This is a genomic window from Candidatus Protofrankia californiensis, assembly GCF_900634765.1.
Classification (GTDB): domain Bacteria; phylum Actinomycetota; class Actinomycetes; order Frankiales; family Frankiaceae; genus Protofrankia; species Protofrankia californiensis.
In genome coordinates, this window is the sequence record NZ_CAAAFT010000109.1 from 10,575 (window position 1) to 15,451 (window position 4,877).

The 4,877-nt window shown below is 66.5% G+C and carries 2 protein-coding genes and 1 pseudogene; 1 reads left to right on the plus strand and 2 read right to left on the minus strand.

Going from position 1 to position 4,877, the window contains the following annotated elements; translation table 11 throughout:
• Window positions 1-261 (minus strand): annotated as a pseudogene (locus DD1DGNOD_RS28875) (FkbM family methyltransferase); the annotation flags it as partial.
• A gap of 290 nt (window positions 262-551) precedes the next feature.
• On the minus strand, window positions 552-2,975 hold the full coding sequence (locus DD1DGNOD_RS06585) for a protein kinase domain-containing protein (RefSeq protein ID WP_131765704.1): 2,424 nt from the start codon (window positions 2,973-2,975) through the stop codon (window positions 552-554).
• A gap of 862 nt (window positions 2,976-3,837) precedes the next feature.
• Between DD1DGNOD_RS06585 and hpnH the strand changes: the two genes are divergently transcribed.
• Window positions 3,838-4,842 (plus strand): adenosyl-hopene transferase HpnH, encoded by a 1,005-nt coding sequence (gene hpnH / locus DD1DGNOD_RS06590; RefSeq protein WP_131769673.1) that lies wholly within the window; start codon window positions 3,838-3,840, stop codon window positions 4,840-4,842.
• Window positions 4,843-4,877 lie beyond the last annotated feature (35 nt).

Genomic DNA, 4,877 nt, shown 5'->3' on the forward strand with positions numbered 1-4,877 from the left:
CGGCACCACCGTGACGTTCGACCGGCAGGTACGGCCGACGAAGGCGGCCAGCTCGGGGTTTGGTTCCACCGTCACGACGCGGTCGGCGTGCCGCGACATCCAGTGGGTCCACGGGCCGTACCAGGCCCCGACGTCCAGTGCGGTCTGGTGAGGTGTGACGAACGCACCGACCCGGCGCAGTATCGGTTCAAATCGGCGATGAGCTATGGCGATCGCGGTTGCGAACACCCGGTCGGGGGCTAGTTCGGCGAGCAAGCTCACGACAGCCAAGGATAATTCTCTTTTCATGTTGGAGGCGCTGCCCCAAAGCCGCCGGACTTGTCCGACGAAAACAGCTCCCGCGTATTTTGGATCGCCCGCCGCACTACTGTCAAGGAAGGTTGGGAGCTGCTACCGGAGAGCAGACCTCGACGTACGCCTTCGACATGAACGCAGTATGCCCGCGCTCGACTCGGATAAGAGTGACCGGGGAGCGGGTCTGTGTCCCGACAGGATTCCGTGTGGGCGACTTCGTGGGGGCGCCGGTATCCCGTGGGGCGTCGGCGACCGGGTCAGATCAGGTGCGGTTGCTCGTAGTACAGCTCCTGGATGACGGACAGGTCGAACAGCTGCCCGGCGGTCAGGGGAGCCGCGCTCGTGGACAGCAGTCGGACATTGGCTTCGATCAGCGCGTCGGTCATGGTGAACAGGCCGTCCCTGCGTGTTTCCGCGGTCTGGACGAGGACGTTCAACGCTCTGTTCTTCTCCGTCTGTTCGGTGGCGTCGAGCCCGAGCGACTTCGCGTAGACGTCCGTGGTGAGATGAGCCCCGAGCATGGGGTCGGCCAGGTTCTGCTTCCAGCCGCGGATCTCGGCCGTGAGGAAGGCCTTGATTCTCTTCCGCGCGGCGGTGACAGCGTCGGTGGTCACGACGTACGCGTTGGAGACCAGCGGGTATCCGTGATCCGCGATCAGGAATGTCGAGAAGCCGACACCCTGACGGGTGAGGGCCACCGGGGCGTCGGAGACGGAGGACAGCGCTGCGTCGACCTGCCGCTGCGCGAGAGCCTGCGCGACTATCTGCACATGATCGGGTACGATTACTCGTTGCACCGCTGTCTCGGGAACTCCCGCGGCGGCCAGGAACGACGTCCAGACAGCTGCGCTGCCCGCTGTCGTCGCGATCCGCATGCCGATCATCTCCTGTGGCGTTCTGATCGGCTTGTCCGCCAGGGAGACGATCGCCCAGGGGGACTTCTGCCGCTGCGTGCCGATGATCCGCAGCCGCGCGCCGGCCATGATCTCCCGTGCGACGACCTCCGGAGCGGTCACACCCACAAACGCCGCGCCCGAGGCCACCAAGGCCGTCACGGTGGGGGTGTGCGACCCGCTGCCGCGAAACCGCGTGGACGTGAAGCCGGCCTCGCGGTAGTAGCCGCGGTGGTCGGCGACGAGGGAACCGGCGAACTCGACGCCGGGCGCTGCCGGAAGCCCGAGCGTGAGCGGAGCCGATGCTGGTCCGGATCCGGCCGTCCCCGGGTGGGCGGACCGCCGGATCCGCCGCACCGCCCACACGGCTGTCCCGGCGCCCATCCCCAGGCCTGCCGTGGCGGCGCCGGCGAACAGCAGATCCCGGCGGGAGGGCCGCCGGCCTCCCGGATGCCTCGTTCCGACGGGCCCGGGAGCAGCCTGTGTCGAGTTCGGGTCGATCCACACGGGCTGTTCGATGGTGGCCGGGTCGACATCGGACCCCGGCTGCGTCCTGCGCAGCCGGGGTGTGTCCTGCGCAGCGTTGCGTGCTGCGTCCCACGATGTGTTCCGTGCCGCGTTCCGTGTGGTGTCGGGGGCCGGCACCTCGATGCCGACCGTGTCGAGCTCGTCGGCGTCCAGCCTGTCGGTGTCGTCCCCGCCCCTGGACACGCGGGTGCTGCTCAGGCCGTTGGCGCTGTCCGGGTCGTAACGGCCGGAACGGTCGTGCTGGGTGTGGTCGTGCTGGGTGCGATCGTGATGAGTGTGCTCGCGGTCATCGAATCGCAGCCGGTCGGTTACTATGGAGAACATGGTCGGGGCTTCGTAGAAGGCGCTCGTGGTCGGCCAGGCGTTGGTCGTCGGCGAGGCGTTCACGGTCGGCCAGGTGTTCGGGGTTGCCGGCGGGCTCGGCTCCGGAGCGCGCAGAAGAGCCTGCAGCTGCCGGCGGATCCGCTCCGCCGGTGGGCGGGCGGACGGCTCCTTGGCCAGGATCGGGCTGAGCACCGTGTAGGTCCGGGTAGCCTGCACCGGCGTGGTCGGCCCTTCGTAGACGACGGCGTGCATGGTGGCGAAGGTGGTGCCCCGTCCGAACGGGGAGACGCCCTGCGCGGCGTGGAGAAGGGTGGTTGCCAGCGAGAACAGGTCACTGGCGGGTCCGCCTTCACCTCCGCGGATGCGTTCGGGAGCCATATAGGCGGGTGTGCCGATCACACCGCCCGCGGCGGTGATCCGGTGATCGGTCTCGTAGGCGGCGATCCCGAAGTCCGTGAGCCGGACGGTCCCGTCAGCGGTGATCAGAACGTTTGAAGGTTTGACATCCCGGTGCAGAACACCTTTGCGGTGACCGTGCGCCAGCGCGTCCAGAAGTGCGATGCCTATCCGGGCCACTTCCCGCTCGTCCAGTGCGCCGTCGTGCGCGATCATTGTTGCCAGCGAGCATCCCGAGACCAGGTCCATGACGATCCACTGCGCGCCGTGGTCCTCGACCAGGTCGTGCACGGTGACCACATGGGGGTGGACGCCGAGCCTTGCGGCGTTGCGTGCTTCGCGGTGGGCACGTTCGATCAGCAGTTCGCGGTCATGGATCGAGACGTGGTCGGGGATACGGATCTCTTTCAGTGCGCGTTCGACACCGCTGCCGGTGTCGAACGCGCGCCAGACCGTCCCCATCCCCCCCGAGCCGAGCCGCTCGACGAGCCGAAACCGCCCGCCGACCAGATGCGTGACTGTGCGCCCGCCTGGTGTCATACGCCCGCCTTCACCTTCACCCTGCAACACGTGCCCAACCCCATGTGACCTCCGCGCCGACGTCCTACTGCTTTTTGCCGATGTTAGGCGCCGCGGCCGACAGCCTTTGACCGGCGGGTTCGCCGACCCGCCGGTCGGGTCTCCACACAACCTCTGGTGGGAATACGATGAGCCGGCGATACGGGCTGCATGTCGCTGATTTGAGGAACCGCGGGCTCCGCCACAATGGTATGCGTCACGCCTTGGGAACCCTGTGACTGAGATAACCTGTTTTTTTTGCGCTCAGGTGACTACTTCGGTCGAGATCCGGTGGATTCGCAATCCTCCGACAAGCGTGCCGGGCCGTCGGTCGAGCCGGCACCTGATGCGATGAAGGGGCGGCGCATCCGCTCCTGGTGACTTCCCGAGCTGCCGTGCTCACGGTGACTATGTTCACGTTCCGCTCATAAGTGACCATGTTCACGTTCCGGCGTGGGGGCGGGTCCCGGGGCCTGGCGCGTCGCGGCCACAGGACCGTCCCTGCGATGTCCTTGGACGTGGTTGCCCCAGCCGGTGGCCCACCGCTGGCTGGGGGCTGTCGGACCTGTCGCGGGTGTACCGTCCGACCCTTTAGGATCATGGTCCGTGGGATGTCGGATGCACGACATGCGCCCCGTCAGGTTTCCGACGCAACATCATGATTATCCCGCTGACCTGCGGCGACAGGTGCCACTGGTACTGGAGAACGGGCGGTCCGCTCGAGGCGGACAGTGGCCGATCCGACGTTCGCGATGGACATACAAGCTGTACGTACACCCTGTATGTTCTTGTGAAGGAGCGGCCGTACGGCCGTACGACGTCGACGCCGAAGGGCGGTATTGCCGTGGCGGTGGAGTGGCGCTACTCGATGCGGATCGGGATGTACCTGGCCAAGCAGAAGGTGCTGCGTCGCAAGCACTTCCCGCTTGTTCTTGAGCTTGAGCCCCTGTTTGCGTGCAATCTGTCATGCACCGGTTGCGGCAAGATCCAGCACCCGGCGTCCGTTCTCAAGCAGCGGATGAGCGTCGAGGACGCCATGGCCGCGGTGGAGGAGTGCGGCGCGCCGGTGGTGGCGATCGCCGGTGGTGAGCCGCTGATGCACCCGCAGCTCGACGAGATCGTCCGTCAGCTCATTGCCCGCAAGAAGTTTGTCCTGCTGTGCACCAACGGACTGTTGCTTCGGAAGAAGATGGCGAAGTTCACACCGTCGCCGTACTTCACCTTCATCGTCCACATCGACGGGCTGCGTGAGCGGCACGACGCGGTGGTGGAGAAGACCGGTACCTTCGACGAGGCGATCGAGGCGATCGCCGCGGCCAAGGCCGCGGGCTTCCGGGTGGGCACCAACTCCACCTTCTTCAACAACGACAGCCCGCAGGACGTGATCGACGTGCTGTCCTATCTCAACGACGAGGTGAAGGTCGACCAGATCCAGCTCTCGCCCGCCTACGCCTACGAGAAGGCGCCCGACCAGGAGCACTTCCTCGGCGTCTCGCAGACCCGCGAGCTGTTCTCCAAGGTCTTCTCCGACGGACGGCGCGCCAAGTGGCGGCTCAACCACTCGCCGGTGTTCCTGGACTTCCTGGAGGGCAAGCGCGATCTTTCCTGCACCGCGTGGGGCATCCCGAGCTATTCGCTCTTCGGCTGGCAGAAGCCCTGCTACCTGATGAGCGACGGCTACGTCTCCTCCTACAAGGAGCTGGTCGAGACCACTGACTGGGACGCCTACGGCCGGGGCAAGGACCCTCGCTGCGCGAACTGCATGGCGCACTGCGGCTACGAGACCTCCGCGGTGCTCGCCACCACGTCCTCGCTGAAGGAGTCCCTGCGCGCCATGCGCAGCATCTAAAGGGTCAAAGGCGGCGCGATCATGTTTTTCTCGCG